Genomic DNA, 2,767 nt, shown 5'->3' with positions numbered 1-2,767 from the left:
AATAAATTAGCTATTGCCATGACAAAATTTCCTTCTTTACAACTCTCTACATCAGGTATATTTGCTTTTATAACGTTTATCGCTGGATTTGGGTTGATTTTTCTAAAAGGATTAAATATTTCAATTTTCTGCTCAAGTCTTTCTGAAACTGACGGAATAAAAAATGGAGAGATTACTGGAAATCCTGTAATAAATATTTTATCTACAGCTTCTTCGGGTACTAAGGTTTTAAAATATCCAATCTGACGATAAATTTCAGCAGAAATTTCATCCGCAAAATTTCTGATTTCTTCCTCATTAGCTTCATTCATATTAATATAAAAATTTGTACTATTGGTACTATCTCTTACATAAAGAGGCTTCCTATTTTTTGTAATGGCAAAATTTATAACATTCTCTCCTATGTTTATAACAGCTACAGTAGATTTATCATTATAATTAATACTGTATAGATTATAAAGAGCTAAAGCTCCAATATCTATAACAACAGGTGTTATACCGGCTTTCTCACAAATATTAATATAGTCATTGACTATTTGCCTTGTTGCAACAGCTACAACAATTTCTGTTAAACCTTTTTCCTTTGATTGTTCAAGAATATGAAAATCATAATAAACTTCCTTTACATTAAAAGGAATGTATTTATCAAGTTCTAAAGGAAGATTTAGCATAATTTCATCTTTAGTTATAAAAGGAACTTTAATTATTCTTACCACAGTATTTGTTGGTCCTGAAACTGCCAGTGCAACCCTGGGATTTTTTTTATTAAATTTATACGGAATTTGCATAAGAGTTTTAATAAGTCCCTCACTGTCAACAATTCCTTCTGAGTCAATCACTCCTTTGGGAAGTTCGAAAATTTCCCATTGTGTTAGCTCATATTTTTTCTCCACCTGAGCAACTTTTATTGAAGATGGTTCTATTTCTATTCCTAAAATCATTGCTTAATGTTTTAACAAAAAAACTATATTTTGTCAATAAGTCGACATTCCTCAAAAATAATCTCTCTGAAAAGTAATTGTTTCCTCAGAATTGAAAATAGAGGTAACCACCCAATTTGCCATGCACTACATTTCTAGAAGAAGCTAAATAAGCAAATATATTTTTTAAAAATAATTCACCCAGATATCTCTTAGAACCTGTATTTTGTCTGCTTCATAACTCTATCCTTTTCTTAGATTATATTCGTATTTATTCTGTTCCAAAAAACTGGAAGTAGGCCAAAGAAGTAAGAAAGTTTCATATAAGGCAGATACAGAATAAATATTTATATCTTTTTGTTGATGCCATAATGTTCAAAATGAAGACAGGAGTGGGTTCAAAACTAAAAGCAGTACTTGTGATAAGGGGGCTAACATTTGATACATTAAGCTTGATAGTGACAGATGGTAAGCAGGGGTGAGAAAATGCAGTAGACATGTGATATGCTTTGAAGTCTCGATGTGTCTTCAGCAGTCAACCTTGAGAAATGTTTCATTGTGATCCATGAGGGAAATCAATTGTTGTATTTAATAATCAATTTTTATTAACATTATTTTGTTAATGAAAACATTACAATTTAAAATAACAGAAAACACTTTAATCTCTATTTTTGAATCAATTTCTGATCATATAGTTATTCTTGATAACGATTTGAATATTATATGGGCAAATAGAGTTTATAGTGAAAGATTTGGCTTGAATATTAACGATATCATAGGTAAGAAATGCTATAAATTATTGGAAAAAAAAGATGCTCCCTGTATTGATTGCCCGAATGTTAAGGCATTGCATACAGGTAAGATAGAAAACATAGAAAAAGTTCGAGATGAAGGAAGATACTATATTTTGACAGGCATTCCGATATATGAAAAAGGACAGATTAAAGCAGTAGTTGAAATTGGCAAAGAAATTACAGAGAAAAAAGTAATTGATGAAAAATTCAAAGAAACAATCAAGCTTGAAGGAGTTTATGAAATTCTTGATAATCTGGCACATCAGTTCAACAACATATTCAATGGAATTTATGGATTCAGTCAGTTGTTGAAAAATCGTGTTGATGATAAAGAGTTATTAGATTTAATTGACAATGTAACAACATCAGTTGAAAAAGGCTCTAAGTTTATTAAGGCTCTTCTTGGTCTCAAAAAGACACCTTCTATACAGAAAGTATTCGATCTGAATTTTTTAATAATATCAACAAAAAATGTCATTAAACACATTGTTGGAGAAAAAATAAAGCTTGAGTTTATTCTAACAAAAGAAGCTCCTTTAATTAAGGGAGATCCTATGCAAATAAGAGAAGTTGTACTTGAACTTATACAGAATTCTAGAAACGCAATACATGATACAGGAACAATTTCAATATCAATTGAAAAAATGAGGATTGGATTGGCAGAGAAAGTGGTTCTTACAATATCTGACACGGGTTGTGGGATGGATGAAGAAATAATTCAACATGTAATAAAGCCCTTGTTTACAACTGATCCGGGACGTTTTGGTATGGGTCTACCCATTATAAGAAACATAGTCAATAAACATAATGGTGAGCTGGAGATAAAGAGTAAACTCAGATATGGGACCACAGTAAAGATATATTTTCCTGCTGTTTCACAGTCGAATGCGAGCAAATAAACTACTCAAAATTTTTTTAAAATATATTTTCAATGAGAACTATTTTTTGTTGTATTATCCACTGGAGACTCTGGTTTTATAATTATTTCGAATACAACCAAAAAGTGAACTACCCCGCCCTTACGGGCAGGGCTTCCTGGTTCGTAGAGGTCTG

At 30.9% G+C, this 2,767-nt stretch carries 2 protein-coding genes; one reads left to right on the top strand and one right to left on the bottom strand.

Features of this window, described 5'->3' with window-relative positions; all coding sequences use genetic code 11:
- Positions 1-941 (bottom strand): type IV pilus biogenesis protein PilM (gene pilM / locus G581_RS0101090; protein WP_028844224.1); only part of this gene is annotated, 941 nt, incomplete at its 3' end.
- A 601-nt stretch (positions 942-1,542) separates the two neighbouring features.
- Here pilM and G581_RS0101080 point away from each other — a divergent pair.
- A complete protein-coding gene (locus tag G581_RS0101080; RefSeq protein WP_028844223.1) occupies positions 1,543-2,613 on the top strand; it encodes a two-component system sensor histidine kinase NtrB in 1,071 nt (356 codons plus the stop codon).
- The last annotated feature ends 154 nt before the right edge of the window (positions 2,614-2,767 follow it).

Source organism: Thermodesulfovibrio thiophilus DSM 17215, from assembly GCF_000423865.1.
Classification (GTDB): Bacteria; Nitrospirota; Thermodesulfovibrionia; order Thermodesulfovibrionales; family Thermodesulfovibrionaceae; genus Thermodesulfovibrio; species Thermodesulfovibrio thiophilus.
The sequence above is the reverse complement of the archived record's forward strand: the minus strand, read 5'-3'. Positions and strand labels throughout refer to the sequence as shown.